Consider the following 21,287-nt stretch of genomic DNA (forward strand, 5'->3'; position numbering starts at 1 on the left):
CGACCTCGGCGCTTTATTTGCTTATGCCGTCTTGCTTGCAGCCTGCACCGCCTTCTTTGCCGTCGCTTTCTTTGCAGGTGCCTTCCTTGTCACAGGTGTCCTTGCACTCACCGTCTTCTTGGCGGCAGCTTTCTTCACGACGACCTTCTTGCTCGTGACCTTCTTTACAGTCACTTTCTTCGCCGCTACCTTCTCAGCCGCAACCTTTTTAGCGGCAACCTTCTTGGCCACAGACTTCGTATTGCTCGCGACATCCGCGTCAGCCACCGCGTCGACGCCTGCAATCAGAAACTTCGTGCGGTCTTTCGCGTCAGCAATCCATCGCGGCGGGCGCGCATGACCGCTCCACGTGGCTCCCGTTTTGGGGTCGCGGTATTTCGGGGGCAGTTTGCTCTTCGTTGCGGCCTGGCTTGCGGGTTCCGCCACGACCTTTGACTTGCCCGCAACACTCGCGGAATCCGGGGCGCCGGCGCCTGCAATCAGGAATTTGCTGCGGTCTTTCACGTCTTTAATCCAAGCCGGCGGACGCGCATGACCACTCCATGTCGCGCCAGTCTTGGGGTCACGATACTTTGCCGGCAGTCCGCCTTTCCTGGCGACGGCCGCCTTGGTCTTCACATTGGCAACAGGAGCGACAGTATTCTTGCCTTGCCGGCGAGCTTTCGTTTTGGCCTCAATGTCTTCAGTCGTTAGACCATGCTTCAGCATGATGTCGCGAATTTGGTCCACGGCCGCCTGCGCCTTCTTAGCAAGCAATGCTTCAGCTTGCACCTGCAGGTGCTTCATTTTCGCCTGAATTTGTTCTAGTGTTGCCATATGCCTTCCTTTGTTGTTGATTAACTGAGCGCACTATGCCACGTGCATGCATACTACGGCTATGAGTTCATAGGTTGCCGAAGGTTCTGTATCAATCCAGACGCCCAAATACGACATTGCAGAACCGGTTTCTTGATTCTCCAATCAGAACCGCCGCTTTCGCCTGCTCCTGCGTTTCCCGGGTGGCAGCCTGTGCCTCAGCATGACTACTTCATTACATCGGCGCAATGCGCGTACGGTGCGATTCACAGCAATCGGCGTTCGATGAACGCTAGGCAATTGCCTTAACGAAGGAATCTTTCATGGACGAACGTAAGCGGCGGTTGTCAACGTAGTTGTCGCGTCACTTCATGCGAACTGCTTTAGTTCTTCCGGCTGCATGCGCTCCGGATTGAGCCAGACTTCATCCTTCAATTTCCAGTTGCGCGTCGATCGGGACCAACGCCGTGGATTGCGCTCCCTGGCATCTGCGTAAACGGCTTCACGTTGTGCGAGCACTGCGGCGGCTACGCCGTTATGGCGCTGCGCCGGCGTGACGAATTTCAGTAAGCGGTGAAATAAGCGCACATGGTTTCCTGAGGCTTGATCGCGCAGCATATGTCCACCTCATTGACGGGTGGACATATGACGCAGAATCCCTCAGATCCGTTGAAGCTTGAGCCCGTCGGGGTAAGCAGTGATGGCCGACGGCGCTACTATGACGAAGAGGCCAAACAGAAGCTGGTCGAGGCCTGCCTGCAGCCGGGCGTGTCTTTGGCTGGCATGGCGCTCAAGGCTGGTGTGAACGCGAACCTGCTGCGCCGGTGGGTCAGCAAGCACCAGGAGAAACGCGACGGCACCGTCGCGATGGACGTAATCGAAGGTACGCCGTCGGCGTTCGTGCCGGTCGTCGAGATCGGCCGCACCGACGCGCAGTCGAGGCGATCCGGACCGCAATCGGAACTCCTGCCGGCGCACGGCGAATCCGTGCGCAGCTCGCTGCGCCCACCGGCACCGTCACGGCTGACGGTGGAAATGCCCAATGGCATTACGCTCAAGCTCGAGTGTAGCGGGCAGGACACGACGTTGGTGTCGGCGATGATCGAAACGCTGGGGCGCTACCATGTTCCGGCTGGACGCTGAGCTGCGGGTCTACCTGCACCGCGACGCGGTCGATTTTAGGAACGGGATTAACGGTCTCGTTATCCTGGTCGAGCAGTCCATGCAGCTTGACCCATTTGCCCGTGCGGTCTTCGCCTTCCGTAACAAGCGTGCGAACCGCATCAAGCTGCTGTTTTACGAGCGCTCGGGTTTCTGGCTGATGATGAAACGGTTAGAGGTTGACCGTTTCGTCTGGCCACGTCGACAGCAGGCGGTGATGGAACTTACGAGCGAGCAACTTCACTGGTTACTCGAAGGCATCGACATCGACGCGGTGCGTCGTCACCCTTCGAGGCAGTACCGACACGTGAGTTGAACGTTCAGTAGCCGCGCGCCGGGCGTGGTGCGCGCGACGCCCGGCGCGATTGTTACACTTTGACGTAAGCCCATTCGTTGTGCAGCTTCGCTATCGTGGAGCACATGAATACCGACGCCCGCTCCCCGTCCGCTGAGGACGATCTCAAACAGCTCTCCCCCGAGGCGCTGATCGAGCGCATTCTCGAGCTTCAGTCCCATAACCAGCAACTGGCGCAACGCATCGGGCAACTCGAGGAGTTGTTCCGTCTGGCGCAGCTCAAGCGCTTCGCGCCGAGCAGCGAGAAACTCAGGGATCGCGTGTTCGACGAAGCCGAGCAGATCGCCGCGGCCGAACCCGGTGACGATGATTCGGATGACGCATTCGCGCTGCCCGATACGGGACTGCCGGAGGTTGGCAAATCCGAGCACGGTAAGCGGGGACGCAAGCCGCTGCCGGCCGAGCTGCCGCGCCGGCGCATCGAGTACGATCTGCCCGATGAGCAGAAGATCTGTGCGTGCTGTCAAAATGCGTTGCACCGCATGGGCGAACAGACGAGCGAGCAGTTGGACATCGAGATCAAGGCGTTGGTGCTGCAACATGTGCGCTTCAAATACGCGTGCCGCCACTGCGAGCACAACGCCGAACGCACGCCGATGGTAATCGCGCCGATGCCCGTGCAGCCGTTGCCGGGTAGCAGCGCGAGCGCGGCGATGATTGCGACGGTGACAACCGGCAAATATGTTGACGGCACGCCGCTGTACCGGATGGAAAACGCGCTGGCCCGCGCGGGCATTGCGGTGAGCCGCGGCACGCTGGCGAACTGGATCATCAGGCCTGCCGAGATGCACTACAGCCGGCTGTACGAAGCGATGCACCAAACACTGTTGTCGCAGCCGCTGATTCACGGCGACGAGACGACGGTGCAGGTTCTCAAGGAAGAAGGCAAGACGCCGCAAAGCACGAGTTATATGTGGACGTACAGAAGTGCCGGGGACAGCGAGCAGCCGGTGGTGCTGTTCGACTACCAACGCGGGCGTGGGCAGCAATATCCGCAAGCGTTTCTCGCTGGCTACGAAGGCATGCTGATGACCGATGGATACAGTGCCTGGCGAACGCTCGAAGGCGTCACTCACTTCGGCTGTATCGCCCATTCACGGCGCATGTTCGTCGACGCGCACAAGGGACAGAAGAAGAAAACGGGTGGTCGCGCGCTGCAAGCGCTTGAGTACTTCAAGGCGCTCTATCAGGTCGAGACGCTTGCTCGCACGGGACTGCCCAATGGCGAGGCGCGAGCCGACTACACCTACCGGCTGCGGCAGCAACACAGCGTGCCGTTGCTAGAAGCGCTCAAGACATGGCTGGATACGCAGGCGCCCCAGGTTCTGCCTGAGAGCCTGTTGGGCAAGGCGATCAGCTACACGAGAAACCAATGGGAATATCTAAGCCGCTACGTGATCGATGGGCGTGCGCCCGTGGATAACAACATTCTGGAAAGAGACATCAGGCCATTTGCAACAGCGAGACATTGGTGGCTCTTCTCTGACACAGTTGCGGGCGCGAAGGCGAGTGCCATGGTCTACAGCCTCGTGCTGACGTGCCGGGCCTGCAACGTCGAGCCCTATGCGTATCTGCATCATGTGCTGACCGAAATGCCACAACGGGCATCGGACGCTGACATCAGCGACCTGCTGCCGTTTAACTTCGCCAAACGAGTGCAGCTCGCTACAACCCACCCCTGAAGCACCCCGATCTGGGGTCCAGTCCGCGTTCTCCACGAGCTCCGGCATAGGTCGATCATCGGTCGGCAACGTGCGCGTGTTCGCTATCGCAGCGCGGGCGCCAGCGCGTTGCAACCGCGACCTCGGCTAAAATAGCGGGGTGCTCGCTCTCGCATCAACCAGCGGAAATCATCCCATGACCAGGACAAATCTCAGGTCCATCAGCATTGCTCCCGACCATAACAAGTCTCATCTGTCGAAGGGGCAAAAGGCGTTCAACACGCTGATCAAGCAGATCGAAAAGCGGCGCGCCCGGCTGAGTGCCTGGGAGGCTGCAATGCCTGCCTTCCATCGGAAATATCTAAGCGAGTTCGCTCCCCTTGAGCAAACTTCCATCGACTTGCGCGCCAAGCTCGTGCATCGCCTGGACCAGGCGTACGGTCAGAAGGGGCTGACCAAATCCGAGCGGCGCACGATTGCAGACCTGATCAGCGACCTGGCAGGTGAGCTGGTCGCGCAGAGTGATGATCTGGAGCTGAAAACGATTTACAACCGATATAGCGAATCTGACTTTGACAGTGAAGCCGCCGCCGAGTTGGACGACATGAAATCGGCGCTCGAGGCCATGCTCGGGGTCGAGCTGGGCGACGACGTTGATATGAGTTCTCCCGAGGATGTACTGCAGCGCGCCCATGCGCAAATGGAACAGCTGCAGGCACAAGATGCACTCGAAAACCAAGCTCGGGAAGCGCGCCGCGCCAAACGAAAAAAGACGCCTAGGCAACTCGCAGCAGAGGCACGAGAACAAGTTGAGCAGGCCGAACTGAGCTTATCCATCCGCGAGGTCTATCGCAAACTGGCCAGCGCCTTGCATCCCGACCGCGAAACCGATCCGCAGGAGCGTGATCGGAAGACCGCTCTGATGCAAAGGGCCAACCAGGCATATAGCAAAAACAGCCTGTTGCAATTACTTGAGTTGCAGTTGGAGCTGGAACATATCGACCAAAGCGCCATCAACAACATCGGCGAAGACCGGTTGAAACACTACAACAAGATTCTGAAGGAACAGGTCGGTGAACTCGACCACGAAATCCTGCATGTCGAGAACGGATTCAAGCACAGCTACGGAATTCCGCCCTTCATCGATGTGTCGCCCAGCACCATCATGCGCAATCTTGCCGCCGATATCTTCTCGCTGCAGGAGAGCCTCCACGCCCTTGAACGTGACCTGCTCGTATTCGACGACGTCAAGCAACTTAAGGGCTGGCTAAAGTTCGTGAAACGGTCATTAGCCACGCCGCGTTTCGACGATATGCCGTTCTAGGGGAGCGCCGCTCCTCATGCTTCTTCCGTAGTGTGGAGAAAACACCGCTTACGAATTTCAGGCCGCTGTGTTTGTGCTCATGGTTGTACCAACGCACGAACTGCTGCGTCCAGGCCCGTGCCTCATCAATGCTGCCGAACGGCGTGCGCGGGTAGTCGGGCCGGTACTTGCAGGTCCGGAACAGCGACTCCGCGTACGGGTTGTGGTTACTCACACGCGGCCGGCTAAACGAGGCCACGACCCCCAGATTCTCCAGGGTGGCGAGCATCGTCGCGCCCTTCATCGGGCTGCCGTTATCCGAGTGCAGCACCAGAGGGCGTCCTGCCAGGCCCTCGGCCAGACTGGCACGTCGCATCAGCAACGCGGCCAGTTCCGCCGATTCGGCTTCATGCACTTCATGACCAACAATCTTGCGGCTGAACACGTCCAGCATCATGTACCAGTAGTAGTACTGGCCCTTGACCGCCGCCGGCATCCACGTGATGTCCCACGACCAGACCTGATTTGGCGCCGTCGCACAATGACTGGTCACCACCCGGCCCGAGGGCTTGCGTGCACGACCCCGGTGGTGCTGCTGCGAGGCGCTGCGCAGCACGCGGTAAAAGCTCGATTCCGACGCGACATACACGCCGCGATCCGCCAGCCTCGGCACGATCTGGCTGGGCGGCAGGCTGGCAAACTCCGCACAGTTTGCGACCTCCAGAATCTGTTGCCGTTCGGCCTCACTCAGTTTGTTGCCCGGCGGTGGCCTCCCGGTCGTGGTGCGGCCATCCGCGCGCACCGCGTCGCCGTCACCCACCCAGCGCTGGAACGTGCGCAGGCTCACGCCCAGCTCATCGCAAGCCTTCTCCAGCCGGCAGCCTGACTGCGCCGCCTCGCGTATCAACGATATGCATAACAGGCGATCCGGGACGTTGATCAATCGTCCTCTTTGTTTCCCCAAAGTCGAGTAGCCCGGCGGAACTTCCCCGCCAGGCCCTCACAGATCCGTACGTGAACCTCTCGGTTCATACGGCTCTTGTCATCCAGCCGATGGCAATACCCCCAGCGTCCAGTGGTACAGCAGATCCGGCTCACGCTCGGCCATCCGCCTGAGCCAGGTCCGGGCCTTGGCACGACTCCGTTTGAATCGGCGATATTTGCGTACCGCCCATTTCCCCAGAATGTCGTTGAGGTGGGCAATCACGCGCTTGAACTCGCTCATGTAGAACGCCGCGTAATAGTTCCACCATCCTCGCAAGGCTGGATTGGCCTGCGCGGCGATATCCTCGATCCCAGCCTCCGTCCAGCGACCGATATTCCACGTCCGCATTTTCTCGCGGATGCGTTTCGCGGCCTTGCCGCTGAGGGCAGGACTGAAACTGTTGAAGTAAACGCCCCGCTTGCTTTTGGCCAGCCGGCCACGGAAGGTGTATCCCAGAAAGTCGAAACTCGTGGTGGGATAGTCTTTCTTGCGATTCCCATCCCGGCAGTACACGATCCTCGTCTTCTCAGGATGCAATTCCAGACCACAGGCCGTCAGACGTGCACCGATTGCCTCCTGCAACCGTCTGGCTTCGGCTTCGCTTTTGCAGTGGACCAATCCATCGTCCGCATACCGCACGAACGACGTGTCCGGAAAGTGCCTCGCCATCCAGGTATCGAAGGCATAATGCATATAGAGATTAAACAGTACCGGGCTGACGACACCACCCTGCGGCGTGCCCTGCGTCCGCGACACCATTTCCTGCCCCCTCATCATGGGCGCCTTCAACCAGCGTTCCACGTACAGCTCCACCCAAGTGCAACGGGCATGTTGCCGCACCGCTTTCATCATGAGTTCGTGATCAACGTGGTCAAACGCACCTTTGATGTCAAATTCCAGTACCCAGTCGTATTTCCAGCATCGACCCCGGACAGCAGCAATCGCATCCAGCGCCGACCTGGAAGGACGGTAAGCATAGGAATCCGGATGGAAACAGGGCTCTACCTGCGCTTCAAGATAATTGCGCACAACCGCCTGGGCAACGCGGTCCGCCACGGTCGGAATTCCCAACAACCGCTTGCGGGTCCTGTCATTTCCCTTCGGGATTTCCACGGCACGCACAGGTGGCGGAAGGTAGCTCCCTGAAGACATCCGGTTCCACACCTTGTACAGATTGCGTCCAAGCTGCTGTCCAAATGCCTCGATGGTTTGCCCGTCCACACCATGCGCTCCATGGTTCGCTTTCACCTGAAGCCATGCTGCCCACACAGACTGCTTCGTTATTGCAAACGGCCTGGCGCGACTCATCGGCTCATCCCATTGTCTGGTTGGCCCACAGGTCTTGCCGGATGACGCATTCCCTTCGCTCCACCCCAATTACGAGGCTTCACCGCTACTACGGAATGCTCCGCCCCTGTACCCCGCATCGGTACTCTCACCTTCTTTGAGTCCTTCAAATCAAGCTTCTCCCTTCGCATCGGGGTGACAGGTTCCTATGTTCCGTTCAATCGCCTGGAGTAACGTCACGCCGTCTTTATGCCGGTCGCCACCAAGCCAGTCATCAGGCTCCCGCTTGGTTTGTCCCAAGGTCAGGCGAGGACCTTGGTTTTGACGACGAGTGGAAAAAGCTATCGACACCTCATCGACGGTTCGCTTGCGCTCGTCTCGTTATCCCACACCTGACGCATTCACTGCGCCTTTTCTTCAACGCTCACCACCACGGCTCTTTACCGCAGCAGCTTGAAGTGGTTTGATGTCTTCTCCTGAAAGACGACATCGAGGGGCCTGCCCTCATCGATCAAACAGCTTTCATAGCACACTCGCCTGGGCTTTTTTTCTCAGAATCAGCAGCGCAGCCGCTTCCGCCAGCGCCTTCTCCTTGCGCTGCAATTCCTTCTCAAGCTGCTGGATGCGCTTCTTATCGTCCTTCGACTGATGGCGCTGCTCGCGTGCCTGCTCCGTGGCATTCGCATTGGCCGACCGGCAAGCGGCTCGCCAGGCCGATATCTGCTCCGGATAAAGACCTTTTCGACGGCAATACTCGGCCAGCTCCGCTGCATTGAGCGGCGCTGTCTCCAGCACTACTGCAAACTTGTCCTCCGAAGACCATGCTTCAGGATTCTTTCCATCGCCGGGCACGGCCAACCCTTGTCCCTTCGCCTGTCGGCGCCACGTGTACAACGTCTGTTCGGTAATTCCCGTTTCTTTGGCCAGCGCCGAGACCAGCGTGTTTTCCGGCGGCATCATGCGCCGCACCAGCGCTTCTTTTCTTTCTGCTGAGTAGGCTTTCATTCACTCTGATTTTACCGCCCCCGGACCATGTCTATGAGAATCAGGCAACGCGACATCTAGTCTGACGCCGGGGGTAAGCGGGACAGCATGATTGCTTATCTCCGCCATCGCATGGAGGAGTTTGGCATCAGACCAGACGACCTGGCTTCAGCACTGGCAAGTGAGCAATCAGAACAGACGAAAGCGCGCTATCGTAGTGCGACGGGAGACACGTGGAGCGGTGAAGGAGAAATGCCACAATGGCTTAAACAAGCGACTAGCGCTGGCCAATCCATTCAACATTTCGAATTGTCGTCAAAGGTGGCGGCACCGCAAAAAAATCGAGAAGCTGTGGATTGGCGCAATGACCCGTTTGCGGGCGGTCCGCTTGCACGCGGTCAGCGCCAATAGCGAGCCTCAGTGTCGTCGCCTGCCAGTTTTAGAATACCGGCACCTGCAAGCAGTGCGCCCTCGTCCTCACGGAGAACTGTACTCGCCTTCACGTCCGCCCCGAGCTTCCCTACGCAGCTTTGATATTAATCGTCATGGTCGCTATGAGGTGCGCGCCTTAGCTTTTGCGCTGCCGACGTTCCCCCGGAGGCTTTTTTGACGGTGCGCAACAGGTGCCGCTGACGACGATGACTCGAGGCAGAAATTGATGAACGCCTCAACTTTCGCAGCTCGATGGCGCCGGGACGGAAAGAGCGCATACAGCGGAAATCTTTCGTCCGACCAGTCGGGGAAGAGGTCCACGAGCAAGCCGTCATGCATTACCTGCTCGACGCCAATCTCCATCACCTGGGCGATGCCGGCGCCGGCGATACACGCGCCGAGCATGGTTTCCACGTCCGACACGAGGAGGCGCCCCTCCGCAGGTATCTCCGTGACCTTCTTACCCCGATGGAACTCCCACTCGAAGGGCTTGGCCGTCACCGGGTTATAAAACATGATTCGCTGATGTTTGCTCACCTCCTCCGGTTTTCCTGGCTGTCCGTGCTCAGCCACATACCGTGGAGATGCGACCGTAATGATGCGCGTCTCGAATAGCTTGCGCGCGACCAGTGTTCCCATCGGCGGCGGTCCAAAGCGCACCGCGAGGTCAAATCCATCTGCCACGAGGTCGCCAACGTCGTCGCGCATGATGAGTTCGAGCGAAAGGTCAGGATGACGTGCCAAAAAATCCGGCAATCTTGACGCCAGCACCGTCCTTGAAAAGAACGGGTCGACGTTAACACGAAGCTTTCCCTGCACAACGTTCGCTGAACCCGACGCCGCCGAAGCCGCCTCTTCGATGCCTGTCAGATGCGGGCCAACCGCGTCATATAGACGCCTCCCTTCGTCGGTCAACGTCTGCGAGCGCGTCGTACGGTCAAGCAGCCGCACGCCTACCCGCTTCTCGAGGCGTGAAACAGCACGGCTAACGCCCGATGGTGACAATCCCAGGGCGTCTGCCGCGCGCACGAAACTGCCGCTCTCCGCGACTGCGGCGAGTACAGTGATGCCGGAAAACAGTCGACCATCAAACGTCATGACCTCTCCAATGCTCGTCTTATTCAGATAGTTTAGTCACGAGTGATTTGAACAGCACGTACTTTATTCAACGATCAAAAAATGAGAAATTGTCCTCCTGAACGCCGCAGCGGTTTGCGCTGCGGAGCTGAACCAGCTTGGGAGAGCATCAATGGAAGCCTTGAAGACACAGGGAATTGAACTGCCCCGCCTCGGATTTGGCACCTACCGTATGCCGGATGGTGGTTGCCAGCCGGTCGTCGAGAGTGCACTGGAGCTCGGATATCGACACATCGACACCGCCGAGATGTATCAGAATGAGGAAGCAGTAGGCGCCGCGATTGCCGCCTCGGGTCTCGCACGGAAGCAACTGCATCTGACGACAAAGGTATGGCACGAGAACCTCGAGCCGGAGTCCCTCCGTCGCGCACTGGGCGCCAGCCTCGGAAAGCTCGGTGTCGACTACGTTGACCTGTACATGGTGCATTGGCCGTCGCGTGACATGGACCTCGGCGCCGTCATGGAGACAATGCAAGGTTTTCTGCAGAACGGCACCGTTCGCTCAATCGGTGTGTGCAATTTCAACGTGACGATGCTGCGAAAAGCCATCGAGGAAATCGGCGCACCCATCGCCTGCCACCAGATTGAATACCACGCGTTTCTAGACCAGTCGAAAATGCTGAGCTACTTGCGCGAGAAAGGCATTCCACTCGTCGCCTATGCCCCGCTTGCACAAGGCAGGGCAGCGCGCGACCCCGTACTTCAGGGAATCGGCGTCAAGCATGGCGTGACCGCTGCCCAGGTTGCACTTGCGTGGCTTCTGGAACAGGACGGGGTGGCCGTTATTCCTAAGGCTCAACGCCGCGAAAGTCAAAAATCCAATCTCGACGCGCTGGCGGTGAAACTCGACGATGATGACCGGCAAGCTATTGCGGTGTTGCCGAAGAACCACCGTTTCGTCACTCCGCCGTTCGCGCCGGAATGGGACGCGTAACCGTTGTCTTCGCACTGCAGGCAGTCCATCCGCTAGTCATCGCCGCAGCGCTAGCGCGCAATCGACGTTGATTCATCGACATCCATAGAGGTGGCTTCGAGAATTCGGACAGTTCGTTGAGTGGAAAAGCTGGGGCGTGAGTCGGTCATAATGGCCGGCAACAAGGAACCAGAAGATGACAAAACGAAACCGACGGACAGCGTTTCTATCCATGGGGCCGTGGAATGCCGCGATCGCTGTTTTTTAGAAAGCGCGCTCAGCAAGGCGGGACTGCTGGGCGTAAGGCGATGATCGATCGTGATCACGCCCTGCCGGTGACACAGCAGGCCCGGCTGGTAGGCATCAGCCGGTCGAGCGCCTATTACCAATCGCGTGGAGTCAGCGAAGCGGATCTGAAATTGATGCGCCGGATTGACGAGCTTCACCTCGAGCATCCATTTGCAGGGGCGCGAATGCTGGCACGGCTGCTGCGTCGCGAAGGCATCAAGGTCGCGCGCAGGCACGTCGGCACCTTGATGAAGCGCATGGGCATCGAGGCGTTGTATCGCAAGCCAAACACGAGCCGCAGCACCCGACGACTCGCCCAGTACACCGGGTGGCGATCACGCTGGAGAGTTGCCATGCTGTCGAGGCGCTGGAGGAGGCGTTTGCGAAATGCGGCTTACCCGAGATCGTCAACACGGATCAAGGCAGCCAGTTCACCGCAACCGAATTCACCGACGCGGTACTCAGCCGGAATGTTCTTCTGTCCATGGATGGAAAGGGTGCCTGGCGTGACAACGTGTTCGTCGAACGGGTGTGGCGCAGCGTCAAATATGAAGAGGTTTATCTGAAAGCATATGACTCGGTCAGCCACGCCCGCCGCTCAATCGGTAATTACCTGAACTGGTATAACCAGAACCGGCCTCATTCCAGGCTGGCCGATCAGACGCCGGATGAAGCATACTTCGCCACGCTGCCAGCGATAAAATCGGCAGCTTGATTGCCTCAGCGATTCCACTTAAAAACTCGCAGATCCTGTTCGAACGAACGAAGCCACCTCTCATTCAACAGAACTTCAGACTTTCGCGTGAACCGCCGTCGATTGCGGCAATCAATTTTCAACTCACGCGAAATACCCAGCACCTGCGTCGCCGGGTATCTGACTCGGACGTGAGGCCGAGAACGCGCCGGTGCCGCCGGTAATGTCGATGGCCCCTGCAAGACCCTCGAAGCAGCTGCTTCGAGGGTTGAAATGGACATCAGGTTGCTTCGTCTGGTCGCCCCTGAAGTCAGGCAGCGCATAGCGGCACTATGCCACGGGTCGCGTTCATGTGACAGAAAGTGGTCTTTCGGGCAGCGCTCCCCGTTCGATTACTTTGTCGCGATTCTTCTAGGCGCCACGCTCAGCCGCATTGTCGGCGCATCACCGGTGGTTGGCACGGTAGCCGCCTCTCTGGTCATCGTCGTCATCCATCGCGCTCGCGCGGGCTTGCGTGCGCTCGTCGTGGCTTGAGACGTTAGTGGTTGGCGTTGAAAGAGCGGTGTATCGAGACGGGAAATTCAACAAAGCGCAGATGGACGCGTCACTCACTCATCACGTGGGCTGATATTTTTGAGAGCGCCCGAACGCAACTTGGGTCGCGAGACCGCTCCCAAGGGTCGCTGATTGCCAACTTGAAGTTAAAGATGGATTAAGTGCAGCAGCGTTTTTCGGGACGTTGGGCGTTCTAGTATCAGTCAAACGTTAAATACCTGGAGACGAATCAGGAGGGCTTATCACATCGCAGCCTCCCTTTCTCGGGCCACTCCATGTATTTCCTAGCCGCCTTCGTAGTCAAGCTTGCCCATGGCAAGACCTTTCAACGCTCCACGTCGAGCGCTCCGACCACGAAGAGGAAGTCGCGATTTCCCTGGCTTTGACATCCCGTTGCCCACGGCTTGCACTGCACCAAGTGGGGCTGGCGGCGCGCCGTAGCAATTCATGTCCGGAGGAGCCGGCTTAAAGTGCGACACCGAGGGCACTCAATTTTCCGAGAATGGAGTTACGACAGCGCAAAGCTCGCTGTTCGGCCCGCCGACAACATCGCCTTTGGGCCCGACTGGCTCCCTTTTTTAACGTCTTCAAGGAATCATCGTGTCAGCTGTTCTGCATAACTGGATATATATCGGAAGCAACGCGTATGCGGAGTACACGTTCGTGCCGTGGCCTGGCAGGAACATCTATCGCCGTACCGTCGATCACTCCGCAATATGCATCCAGCGCGCCATGAAGAATGATTGAGGCTATCTCCCCGGAAAGCTTGATTTCAGCGATGTTGACACTCTGCGCGTTTCCTTCCGTGGCGATGCGGCGCGTTCACTTCGCAATCTTCCAGGCACCAATGCCGTCGTAGGAGCGATTACTCGAGCCCTGCGCTAAACTGTCGGCGCATCGCAGTTGCCTGAGGCATTGCATCGCTCGTCTAACACTTCCTTACAGCCACCTGGATTTCCATGAAACACGTTCTCAAGAAAGCTCTTTCTGTCCTCATCGTAGCCGCGTTCGCTGCCCCGGCGGTGTCGTTCGCTGACATGCACCGCGACGACCGGCACGCGCCTGTGCGGCACCATTATCAACCTCACCATCATCAGCTTCACCAACACGACCGCTCGCACGGGTAAGCATCGCGCGCGAACAACGCAGGCTCCGCTAGAGAACGGTTTGCCCTGCGATGGGCAAACCGTTTGTCGGCTTTACCGTCTAGGTCTATACGCGCACCGCCAGGTCTAGCTCTCGCTCCTGGTCACTAACTAAGGCCAACCATTCACTTTTTCGCAGCGATGCGGGTGGCCGCGCCTCGCATCGAGGAGTGACCATGGACGCGCAGATGACAGAATCGTAATCTGCCAGTCAGCACACGGTCAGTTTGAAAGGCCAATATAAGGACATGTCCTTGTGGACTGGGGTGCCGACCTATGCCGGTCCTGCACTGCCACCCCATTCCGGGTAGAGACATCATGAAACTCGTTGCATGCAAACGACATTTTTAACGAGCCAGGCATACGGAGGGTGAGCATCGCCTTGGTGCTGGCCGACTCGGTGAACTGCACAGTCTGGCCACAGGAGGTTCGACATGAAATTAGACGCCAGCACGTTTGTGCGACTGCGCCGTCTCGCTCCCGTTCTCGATGACGTACTCAACGCGCGCGAAGTCGAGCATGCAGACCAAGCCGTGGACCTTGCTTCACTTGCCCAGCTATGCCTGCAGCTGTTCGACGCATATCATTGCCACCACCCCGGCGAGATTGCGCAAGCACGACTCCAAGCGGTTGAGTCGCTGTAACACACCACCTCGGGACTGGCTCGCGGCTTCAGGTAGCCACGAGAAACCTACGCTCCAGCGAAGGGGGCTCTCGCAAAAAAGTCCCATCCAACTTATGGTTTTATATGTCGGAGGAACTCTTCGATTGAAGAAGATAAAGACATATCTGAACGGGACCGCAAAAAGATAGTTGATGGCAGCGAGCGAGGCCGGAGAATCTAAGTCCTTGAGATAGAAGGCACGGGCACGTCGGCGAAGAGGTATTGACCGCCCGTCATGAAGTCAATGAGCGGTGCCCGAATACTGGCTTATCGTCGCGCCCCTCCGGGGGCTGTCTGCAACCCGACTGTATCTGGAGAGACCAACCAGAGCGTCGCCCCCGCTGTATGCTTACGATGAACTGCCGCGCATGGGTTCGGCAGAACGATTCCGGACACCGCCATGGGCAGACCGGCGAGCTTGAGCAGCGAGATAGCCTCCGCGACACGGACGACTCCAGTCAGCGCAGTCGCGCTGCGTCTGTGCCTGCCCATGCGGCATTGGCTCTGCCGAGTTCAACCCGGTCGGTGGCGAGTGCCATCAATCAAATTGCAGTTATGTAACAGACATGAAATCGCCGGGCGGCGTCTCCCCGCTAAACAGGCAACGGCTACTGCATCACCCCCGCGCTTACAGCGGCTTGATATTCGCTGCCTGCTTGCCTTTTGGTCCTTGCTTGACCTCGAAGCTCACCTTTTGCCCCTCCTGAAGAGATTTGAATCCCTCCGCCTTCACTTCCGAAAAGTGAGCAAACAGGTCTTCGCCGCCATCGTCCGGCGTAATGAAGCCAAAGCCCTTAGCGTCGTTGAACCATTTAACTGTACCCGTTGCCATGCTCATTCCTGATTGATTGGTTGGTTCGACATCACGCGATGCCCCTCGCGCGCACGAGAATTCAAGGAAAGTAAAAGAACAACCGGATGGGCATCGCTGGAGAGTCGAACACACGAACGGCCCATACTTACCACTTGAAGCTTGAATTGACGTATGCAATTTATACGTCCGCTCGCCGTGAAGGTCAATCAGCGTTTGTCCGTTCTGGCTCGCACCGCGAGGCGAGGGTCTCCGTCATTCAGAGCCAGTCCGTCCAGACAAGTGTCGTTGACCCGGCTGCCGACGGCACTCAGCCATGCGAAATGGCGCCGCGCCGGAACAGGGTCTCGTCATAACGACGGCCGCGAACTCCCGGACCAGACAATCCACGAGATGTTCTGGCGGCTTCAGCCGCTAGAACATCGAATTGTCGGGCGGGCATCCCACGATTCGCCTGTCGCCCCGCCCCCTTTAACCCATGTGCAAGCCGCCGTTAAGCGAGAAATCCGCTCCAGTCGCGAACGCCGCTTCGTTACTCGCGAGCCACGAGACGATTGATGCAATCTCCGAGGCTTCTCCGAGACGACGAATCGGAATGCTCTGGACGATTGCATCCAATACTTCGGGACGTACGGCACGAACCATGTCTGTTCCGATGTACCCGGGTGAAACCGTATTCACCGTGATGCCCTTTGTTGCCACTTCCTGAGCAAGTGACATCGTGAACCCGTGAATACCCGCCTTGGCAGTTGAGTAGTTGGTCTGGCCGAACTGCCCCTTCTGGCCGTTCACAGACGAGATGTTGATTATCCGGCCCCACTCCCTGCCGACCATCCCCTCAATAACCTGCTTGGTCACGTTAAAGAGGCTCGTCAGGTTCGTATCAATGACATCGTTCCAGCTCTCCCGCGACATTTTGCGAAACACGCCGTCCCGCGTAATGCCAGCATTGTTCACCAGCACGTCAATCTCACCGACCTCTTTCGTCACCTTCGCGAAGGCGGCCTCCGTCGATTCCCAGTCGCCGACGTTCCCCTCCGAGGCTGTGAAGGAGAATCCAAGCTCTGCCTGCTCGGCTAACCATCGTTCCCGTCGTGGCGAGTTCGGTCCGCATCCGGCCACGACGGTTAGCCCATCCTTGTAAAGCCGCTGACATATCGCTGTACCGATTCCACCCATACCTCCGGTTACGTAAGCGATTCGCTTTGACATGTTCTACCTCGGTTGTTGTTACGGTTGAGGACCAACATCTTTTGCCTGATAAGCCAACCAGCGTTGCCGACGCGCCCGGTTTATACGACTGTCGCCTTGATGACCAACGGTAATCAGGGCATAGTGGACGGCTGACGCGCAGCCGAGTCATCCGTTCCGTTGATGCTGTCTGCCATACCATTTTTTACGTGACCAACGTTTTTTCTTGCCGGCGGCAGCGTCGCCGCATCCCTGTACCCTTTCTCGTCTTGCTCCTTTCCTTCCGCGCAGTCAACGCCTCTGCTCAAACAGACTACGTTTCCATTTCAGCGCCGACTGGAGCACCGACACGAAGCCTGCGACCTTGTTTGCCGATGCGGACCGCGTCAGACGAGGCTCCTTTCAGCCGCGCATCCGATGGCATTCAAGCAGCTTTGGCCGTTGCACGCGCCTTACCCATCGATGGTTGAATTCCTCGCAGACTTTGGGCGCCGCGCTTCCGACCAGAATCAGGTCCGTGCGGCGCGCCGGATGTGGGCTCTGGCAGACGGCCATGCTCTATAAAGTCGTGAAGCACCTTGACTGCCTCCGGCTTGCCGCGCTGCTGCAGTTTCCCGAGAAGGGCATGCGCGAACGCCTTCACGTCATGATGTCTGTGACATGCCTCGAACTGGAGAAGAGTTTCCCTGACCGCTAGCAGCATGCTGTGCTCATAAAGCATGCTCGCGATATGCGAAGCGCCTCTCGCCAACTCCATGTCGCAACCATCCAGGCGCCGGACGTCATCCCACAACAGTTTTCGTTTAGCTGCCTTCACATCAATTCCCCGGTTTTGCGGCAAGTGCCTGCCGTTTCGAATTACAAACGCTCGCGGGCGCGTCGTCACGAGCGCCAGTCCCACCGAGTTGATAACGATGAACTGAATGCGCGGCCCTCTCCAGACTGCGCTGTCTCCACGAGTTGCGGATTAGGTGTACCGAGCCTGCCCAGTGCAAAGCCAGTGAACGTCGAGATTGAGGACGGCGGCGAGATGCGTACAAGCGTTCAGCGGCGGAACGGTGATTCCGCGTCGCCAATATTGCACGTCGTATTCACTCACGCCCAGCCACCTCGCTGCGCGCGCCGAGCTGATGTCGGCCCGTTTGAATGCCCTGTCGAGGCGTGCGGCCAAGGCCCGCCTGAGGCGGTCGTTCTCGACGCTACGCTCGAGGTGACCGATTTCCTGGGTATGTCGATTCATCATATTTAACGTCTCTCAGCTTATATTTCTTATGCAATTCGGCGGCCCGCAGCGTCGAATGAAGTTACGTGTTCGTCATGACAGCATTGTGACCTCATGCTGTGCCCCTACGTCAATTTGCAAGAACCCGAAATTGCGCGTTAGTTGTGAGAGCAACTATTCCTCCGCGTGCGCATTGGTGTCAAACGAAAAATAATTTTTGGGAAATCGTCGCACCGCATTTAACCCGTGCTTCGGTTTTTCGGTCGGCAACTGTGCCCAGCCACACAGACGATTTGAAGCCGTCATTATCCGGCAGTGTGAATGAAGGAACCTGCTCGAACTTCTCTAATGGTCCGCACACCCAAACAGGGTGTGGTCGATAACGTTTGCAGCCGGGCGGGCACCGTGGGGTTCACAAACACCGTTTCGCACTCCGGTCCATCCAGCTGCCGCGAATCCAATGTCCCCATCATCGGCGCGGCAATCGTCTGATGAAACGCTCACTTCTCTATCGAGTTGAGGCTAAGCCGGTCAGCAGGGTTTCCACTTACAGGTCGGCTGCACCCCACTGCCATCATGGTATTGCGTGCCACTCGGACGCGACGCGCGTCGCAACAGTGGTTGACATTGACACGACCCTCCCTAGAATAGTGACTCGCTGCGCCGCAACAAAACTTCCTGCGCGTACCCACCCCTCTATGGAGTTAGTGATGAACGGTCTTGTCCCGGAACAACTACTCGCTGCACAGAAAGCTGGCGTCGAATCGACATTTGGTTTCCTGACGAAAGCTTTCGAAGGCTTGGAAAAGCTTGTTGAGCTGAATGTACAAGTCGTCAAGGCGACCCTTGCCGAAAATCAGGAAATCGTTGCCAAGGCGTTTTCGTCCGGAGACCTGCCGGGGTTGTTCGCTCTGCAGACCAGCCAGGCACAACCTGTTGCAGAAAAAGTGCGGTCGTACTGGCAACACGTGTACGAAATCCTGTCCAGCACGCAAAGTCAATGTGCAGCCGCCGCTGAAACGCATTTCAAGCAGTTCCAGAACGAAGCACAAGGGTTCGTCGACAGCATCACGAAGAACGCACCGGCAGGAAGCGAAACCACCGTGGCCGCATGGAAGGCATTCGTCACGACGGCCAGCGAGACGTATGAAGCTGCCAAAAAAGCTACGAAGCAAGCGGTGGAGATTGCCGAAAGCAACGCTAACGTTGTCGCTGCGGGCGCGAACGGGACGGCTAAACGGGCCGTCGTTGCACGGGTCAAAGAGGCCGAGACCAAATCATCCGAGTGATGTTGGCGATGGCCTGAAGCTGTGTGAAGCGAGCCCTGCTCGCTTTTTTTATGTGAATTCCGACAGCTGCGGTCACCCTCGGCGGCCGACTCCGTGGCCATCCCGCGTTTCTTTGACGATATGGCGCACGTCTCGCGCCCGTCATCATTCCGCGGCCCGACCGATGTGAGCGATACTCTTCTAGGCGTACGGTCGGATGATTTATGATGAGACCGGTATCGACGCGAGTCCTTTCAGGGACGGCCCATCGACCAGGTCAAGAAAGAACCAATACCGCCATGGACAGCACCCTCACTGCAGAAGCCAGCGTTTCGTCAGACGGAAAACTTGTCGTTTTCGTCGTCTTTGCCCGTGGACGTGCGGTGCAATGTTCGATTACCCGAGACGTACTCGAACAGTATTTCTGGGCGCCCATCGGCGCAAACGATGCGCGTCTTCTAAAATCTTATACGGACGGACACAGGCGGATTGCAGCTGCTGTTGAGCGAAAGGTATTGAGAGTCCCGGGCGAGCCAATAAGGCTAAACGCTGCAGACTTTTCCCTTTGATGGACTCACGTGTCATGTCTCTCGCCGCGAGAGACAAGCCATCGCAATCGGGAGCGCTTTAATTGCCGTACGCCCGGTTGCGTGAAGACCCCGTCATCCCATGCGGGTATGGTCAATCAACGACGTGGCTCTGGGTTGCCTGCAACCAGGACGTCGAACGCTTCGCGTGCGTCTCGCAGTTCCTGCATGGCGGCGGCGAATCTCGCGAGCTCCAGTGTGGACGGTTGCCGACTTCCTTCCTCGCCAAAGCGCGCCTCGAGTGCTGTTGAAGCCGCGTATACCTCTCGCGCGGCACTGACGACGCGTTCAAGGGCCAGCGCCTCATGTGACAGAGTTTTTTCCTTTGCCATCGTTCTACCTTCAGCGCCAGTCGTTGGCGCGCACGTATAGTGGTAGACAACGGAAGTATGCATCGGTTCGAGTGTTCAACGCTGAGAGTGTTCCTGCGTGCAGTCGACCAAGTGTGGACTAGCGGTGACTATTGAGCGGTTTTCAGCACGCTTTGCCGCGCAGCTTGGAGCATGCGCCCAGCGCACGGATGCGTGCGATAGCGGCTGCCCTGACGGCGAGGACTGCTCTGCGCAGCGTCGTGAATGCTGGTCAGTTTCGCGCCGACGCTTACAAACGGCACATAGCTGAAAAAGAATGGTCCGCTTCGGCGCACCATTCTTTGCGCGACAGCGAGTGCGCTTAGGTGTCAGATTGGTTGAATGTTGGTCGCCTGCTTACCCTTCGGTCCTTGCTTGACCTCGAAGCTCACCTTTTGCCCCTCCTGAAGAGATTTGAAGCCCTCCGCCTTCACTTCCGAAAAATGAGCAACAGGTCTTCGCCGCCATCGTCCGGCGTAATGAAGCCAAAGCCCTTCGCATCCTGGAATAGTCCAGTGGCTATACGTGTCGGCGTACGACGCCGCGTTTGGGCACGCGCCCGTAACGAGAGGTATGGCGACATCACATACTTTCACTTCCTGGCCATGCAATCAAAGGAATACTGTCCTACCTCCCTGTCGCCCTCATGTAACGTCAGGTCAATTTCGCATGTCCCCCCGGCTTGGGGCGTCACCTGAACCGACGATACGGCTTTGGGCTGGCCGTGCGACACGGTTAACGTGCCCCCTTGCGAAATGCTCGAACTGCCGCTCTTGCCAGTGTTGACCACGTTCAGTTGATACTGGAGCCGCACGTCTCGCGCGGACTTCACGTAGGGCACTACCAGGACCTGGCTCTGATTCGGGCTTACATCGAACCAGACGTTCAGGTTGACGTCAGCTGTCACCATGACTCACCTCACAAGCCATGCCACAAACAATCAGAAAGGCAGGTTGCTCTGGAATTGTCTGCTTGAGGCGTCTATTCAACAGCGAACACCGGGTACAGTGACCACGCCCGCTTCTTCGATATACATGTGGTCAAACGATAGCGCCATGCCGAATATTGAAGCTGGCCGTTGGCCGCTGGCTCCCCAAAACTCAACCCGTCCGCCCTGGCCGACGACAATGACTTCGACGGCACCCCCTTCAAGATAAGCATTGACCCTACGGCCGATGTCCCGCGCTCTGTCACTATCGAGAAGCACCTCAACACAAAGGTCAGGTACGAACGGCACTGGGTCGTCGCGGTCGAAGCTTTCCCACTTTTCGCACGGCATCCAGACAACGTCGGGGATTCTGATACCAGATGAGGAGGTGATGACAGCCATCTACATTCCGGCAAGGTGACCGAGTTGCTCGGTCAGATGACAGAAAATATCGGTAAGTACTATCTGACGCCTCGCCGAGGGGCGCGAGTTCACCACCGCTCCACCGTACTGGTCCAACTCGTACGGCTTCCGCTGACCAAATTCCGCCCCTGTGGCCAGGTGACGCCAC

General features: G+C 58.0%; 17 protein-coding genes and 5 pseudogenes. 11 read left to right on the forward strand and 11 right to left on the reverse strand.

The features are described from left to right. Positions 1-21: 21 nt before the first annotated feature. Together P3T21_RS29670 and P3T21_RS29675 are read right to left on the reverse strand one after the other, a co-directional pair. A complete protein-coding gene (locus P3T21_RS29670; protein WP_429259520.1) occupies positions 22-816 on the reverse strand; it encodes an H-NS histone family protein in 795 nt (264 codons plus the stop codon). Positions 817-1,164: 348 nt separating this feature from the next. Then, positions 1,165-1,371: pseudogene (locus P3T21_RS29675) on the reverse strand (IS3 family transposase); the annotation flags it as partial. 69 nt (positions 1,372-1,440) lie between these two features. On the opposite strand from P3T21_RS29675, the gene tnpA reads away from it, so the two are divergent. The 4 genes from tnpA to P3T21_RS29695 all read left to right on the forward strand — a co-directional run bounded on the left by tnpA (position 1,441) and on the right by P3T21_RS29695 (position 5,296). Beyond that, positions 1,441-1,938, forward strand: a complete 498-nt coding sequence (tnpA, locus tag P3T21_RS29680; protein ID WP_429259521.1) for an IS66-like element accessory protein TnpA — start codon at positions 1,441-1,443, stop codon at positions 1,936-1,938. After that, entirely contained in the window at positions 1,919-2,272 is a 354-nt protein-coding gene (gene tnpB, locus P3T21_RS29685) for an IS66 family insertion sequence element accessory protein TnpB (protein ID WP_429259522.1), read from the forward strand. Before tnpA ends, tnpB begins: the two co-directional genes overlap by 20 nt. 104 nt (positions 2,273-2,376) lie before the next feature. After that, the gene (gene tnpC, locus P3T21_RS29690; protein ID WP_429259523.1) at positions 2,377-3,993 is read left to right on the forward strand and encodes an IS66 family transposase; all 1,617 of its coding nucleotides are present in this window, start codon (positions 2,377-2,379) and stop codon (positions 3,991-3,993) included. Positions 3,994-4,168: 175 nt separating this feature from the next. Continuing rightward, the gene (locus P3T21_RS29695; RefSeq protein WP_429259524.1) at positions 4,169-5,296 is read left to right on the forward strand and encodes a molecular chaperone DnaJ; all 1,128 of its coding nucleotides are present in this window, start codon (positions 4,169-4,171) and stop codon (positions 5,294-5,296) included. Positions 5,297-5,342: 46 nt separating this feature from the next. On the opposite strand, the pseudogene P3T21_RS29700 reads toward P3T21_RS29695, so the two are convergent. The 3 genes and pseudogenes from P3T21_RS29700 to P3T21_RS29710 form a co-directional block, all read right to left on the reverse strand. Continuing rightward, positions 5,343-6,239, reverse strand: a pseudogene (locus tag P3T21_RS29700) (IS3 family transposase); the annotation flags it as partial. A gap of 78 nt (positions 6,240-6,317) precedes the next feature. Continuing rightward, a complete protein-coding gene (ltrA, locus tag P3T21_RS29705) occupies positions 6,318-7,568 on the reverse strand; it encodes a group II intron reverse transcriptase/maturase (protein WP_429259525.1) in 1,251 nt (416 codons plus the stop codon). A gap of 522 nt (positions 7,569-8,090) precedes the next feature. Next, positions 8,091-8,552 (reverse strand): annotated as a pseudogene (locus P3T21_RS29710) (transposase); the annotation flags it as partial. 87 nt (positions 8,553-8,639) lie between these two features. Here P3T21_RS29710 and P3T21_RS29715 point away from each other — a divergent pair. Beyond that, the gene (locus tag P3T21_RS29715; protein ID WP_429259526.1) at positions 8,640-8,942 is read left to right on the forward strand and encodes an H-NS family nucleoid-associated regulatory protein; all 303 of its coding nucleotides are present in this window, start codon (positions 8,640-8,642) and stop codon (positions 8,940-8,942) included. A gap of 141 nt (positions 8,943-9,083) precedes the next feature. Here P3T21_RS29715 and P3T21_RS29720 read toward each other — a convergent pair whose 3' ends face one another. Next, positions 9,084-10,061, reverse strand: coding sequence for a LysR family transcriptional regulator (locus tag P3T21_RS29720; protein WP_429259527.1), 978 nt, complete (start codon positions 10,059-10,061; stop codon positions 9,084-9,086). Positions 10,062-10,212: 151 nt separating this feature from the next. Here P3T21_RS29720 and P3T21_RS29725 point away from each other — a divergent pair, with 151 nt between their 5' ends. The 3 genes and pseudogenes from P3T21_RS29725 (at position 10,213) to P3T21_RS29735 (ending at position 14,339) form a co-directional block, all read left to right on the forward strand. Continuing rightward, positions 10,213-11,034 carry an aldo/keto reductase gene (locus P3T21_RS29725; protein ID WP_429259528.1) on the forward strand — a complete coding sequence of 274 codons (822 nt, stop codon included), beginning with the start codon at positions 10,213-10,215 and terminating at the stop codon, positions 11,032-11,034. Positions 11,035-11,273: 239 nt separating this feature from the next. After that, a pseudogene (locus tag P3T21_RS29730) lies at positions 11,274-12,016 on the forward strand (integrase core domain-containing protein); the annotation flags it as partial. 2,113 nt (positions 12,017-14,129) lie between these two features. Then, positions 14,130-14,339: a hypothetical protein gene (locus P3T21_RS29735; RefSeq protein WP_429259529.1), complete on the forward strand. Its 210-nt coding sequence runs from the start codon at positions 14,130-14,132 to the stop codon at positions 14,337-14,339. A gap of 648 nt (positions 14,340-14,987) precedes the next feature. Here the strand turns inward: P3T21_RS29735 and P3T21_RS29740 are convergent. Both P3T21_RS29740 and P3T21_RS29745 read right to left on the reverse strand, forming a co-directional pair. Continuing rightward, a complete protein-coding gene (locus tag P3T21_RS29740) occupies positions 14,988-15,191 on the reverse strand; it encodes a cold-shock protein (protein WP_429259530.1) in 204 nt (67 codons plus the stop codon). A gap of 450 nt (positions 15,192-15,641) precedes the next feature. Next, positions 15,642-16,382, reverse strand: a complete 741-nt coding sequence (locus tag P3T21_RS29745; RefSeq protein ID WP_429259531.1) for a 3-ketoacyl-ACP reductase — start codon at positions 16,380-16,382, stop codon at positions 15,642-15,644. A gap of 532 nt (positions 16,383-16,914) precedes the next feature. Here P3T21_RS29745 and P3T21_RS29750 point away from each other — a divergent pair. The 3 genes from P3T21_RS29750 to P3T21_RS29760 all read left to right on the forward strand — a co-directional run bounded on the left by P3T21_RS29750 (position 16,915) and on the right by P3T21_RS29760 (position 19,420). Beyond that, the gene (locus P3T21_RS29750) at positions 16,915-17,058 is read left to right on the forward strand and encodes a hypothetical protein (protein ID WP_429259532.1); all 144 of its coding nucleotides are present in this window, start codon (positions 16,915-16,917) and stop codon (positions 17,056-17,058) included. A 1,235-nt stretch (positions 17,059-18,293) separates the two neighbouring features. Beyond that, the gene (gene phaP, locus P3T21_RS29755; protein ID WP_429259533.1) at positions 18,294-18,872 is read left to right on the forward strand and encodes a TIGR01841 family phasin; all 579 of its coding nucleotides are present in this window, start codon (positions 18,294-18,296) and stop codon (positions 18,870-18,872) included. A 278-nt stretch (positions 18,873-19,150) separates the two neighbouring features. Beyond that, positions 19,151-19,420 carry a DUF1488 family protein gene (locus P3T21_RS29760; protein ID WP_429259534.1) on the forward strand — a complete coding sequence of 90 codons (270 nt, stop codon included), beginning with the start codon at positions 19,151-19,153 and terminating at the stop codon, positions 19,418-19,420. Between the two features lie 697 nt (positions 19,421-20,117). On the opposite strand, the pseudogene P3T21_RS29765 reads toward P3T21_RS29760, so the two are convergent. The 3 genes and pseudogenes from P3T21_RS29765 to P3T21_RS29775 form a co-directional block, all read right to left on the reverse strand. Beyond that, positions 20,118-20,371, reverse strand: a pseudogene (locus tag P3T21_RS29765) (cold-shock protein). A gap of 9 nt (positions 20,372-20,380) precedes the next feature. Further along, a complete protein-coding gene (gene csgH, locus P3T21_RS29770) occupies positions 20,381-20,698 on the reverse strand; it encodes a curli-like amyloid fiber formation chaperone CsgH (protein ID WP_429259535.1) in 318 nt (105 codons plus the stop codon). Positions 20,699-20,773: 75 nt separating this feature from the next. Beyond that, positions 20,774-21,118, reverse strand: a complete 345-nt coding sequence (locus tag P3T21_RS29775; RefSeq protein WP_429259536.1) for a Uma2 family endonuclease — start codon at positions 21,116-21,118, stop codon at positions 20,774-20,776. Positions 21,119-21,287: the final 169 nt, after the last annotated feature.

Origin of the sequence: Paraburkholderia sp. GAS334, assembly GCF_050436625.1 — a bacterium.
Classification (GTDB): Bacteria; Pseudomonadota; Gammaproteobacteria; order Burkholderiales; family Burkholderiaceae; genus Paraburkholderia.

Bases quoted from the DNA above. Each gene is read 5' to 3' on its own strand.
- P3T21_RS29670 (WP_429259520.1), bottom strand. From the start codon at position 816: ATGGCAACACTAGAACAAATTCAGGCGAAAATGAAGCACCTGCAGGTG.
- tnpA (WP_429259521.1), top strand. From the start codon at position 1,441: ATGACGCAGAATCCCTCAGATCCGTTGAAGCTTGAGCCCGTCGGGGTA.
- tnpB (WP_429259522.1), top strand. From the start codon at position 1,919: ATGTTCCGGCTGGACGCTGAGCTGCGGGTCTACCTGCACCGCGACGCG.
- tnpC (WP_429259523.1), top strand. From the start codon at position 2,377: ATGAATACCGACGCCCGCTCCCCGTCCGCTGAGGACGATCTCAAACAG.
- P3T21_RS29695 (WP_429259524.1), top strand. From the start codon at position 4,169: ATGACCAGGACAAATCTCAGGTCCATCAGCATTGCTCCCGACCATAAC.
- ltrA (WP_429259525.1), bottom strand. From the start codon at position 7,568: ATGAGTCGCGCCAGGCCGTTTGCAATAACGAAGCAGTCTGTGTGGGCA.
- P3T21_RS29715 (WP_429259526.1), top strand. From the start codon at position 8,640: ATGATTGCTTATCTCCGCCATCGCATGGAGGAGTTTGGCATCAGACCA.
- P3T21_RS29720 (WP_429259527.1), bottom strand. From the start codon at position 10,061: ATGACGTTTGATGGTCGACTGTTTTCCGGCATCACTGTACTCGCCGCA.
- P3T21_RS29725 (WP_429259528.1), top strand. From the start codon at position 10,213: ATGGAAGCCTTGAAGACACAGGGAATTGAACTGCCCCGCCTCGGATTT.
- P3T21_RS29735 (WP_429259529.1), top strand. From the start codon at position 14,130: ATGAAATTAGACGCCAGCACGTTTGTGCGACTGCGCCGTCTCGCTCCC.
- P3T21_RS29740 (WP_429259530.1), bottom strand. From the start codon at position 15,191: ATGGCAACGGGTACAGTTAAATGGTTCAACGACGCTAAGGGCTTTGGC.
- P3T21_RS29745 (WP_429259531.1), bottom strand. From the start codon at position 16,382: ATGTCAAAGCGAATCGCTTACGTAACCGGAGGTATGGGTGGAATCGGT.
- P3T21_RS29750 (WP_429259532.1), top strand. From the start codon at position 16,915: ATGCTCTATAAAGTCGTGAAGCACCTTGACTGCCTCCGGCTTGCCGCG.
- phaP (WP_429259533.1), top strand. From the start codon at position 18,294: ATGAACGGTCTTGTCCCGGAACAACTACTCGCTGCACAGAAAGCTGGC.
- P3T21_RS29760 (WP_429259534.1), top strand. From the start codon at position 19,151: ATGGACAGCACCCTCACTGCAGAAGCCAGCGTTTCGTCAGACGGAAAA.
- csgH (WP_429259535.1), bottom strand. From the start codon at position 20,698: ATGGTGACAGCTGACGTCAACCTGAACGTCTGGTTCGATGTAAGCCCG.
- P3T21_RS29775 (WP_429259536.1), bottom strand. From the start codon at position 21,118: ATGGCTGTCATCACCTCCTCATCTGGTATCAGAATCCCCGACGTTGTC.